At 33.3% G+C, this 237-nt stretch carries 1 protein-coding gene; it reads right to left on the bottom strand.

The genetic code is table 11. The features are described from left to right. A partial coding sequence (locus A500_RS19240; protein ID WP_016209236.1) for a serine hydrolase occupies positions 1-237 on the bottom strand: 237 nt, incomplete at both ends.

The following is a 237-nucleotide window of genomic DNA, read 5'->3' as shown; positions in this document are numbered from 1 at the left end:
GTTCAGTCCTAATGGCTTATAAAATGTATTTTCTACATATTCATCTAAAGCCTTTCCTGTTACCTTTTCCACAATAAGTCCTAAAAGCATATAGTCTACGTCTGAGTAAACTGTTTTTGTTCCAGGTGCATATTGCAAAGGTGTTTTTAAAATCATTTGTAAGGTTGTTGCCTTATCTTGTGAATATAATGGATTATCCACAGTTTGATCAGGTTTTTGCGTCGCTTGGTTAAATTT

This window comes from Clostridium sartagoforme AAU1 (assembly GCF_000401215.1).
Lineage (GTDB): Bacteria > Bacillota > Clostridia > Clostridiales > Clostridiaceae > Clostridium > Clostridium sartagoforme.
Note: the sequence above shows the minus strand (reverse complement) of the source record. Positions and strands in the feature narration are given on the sequence as shown.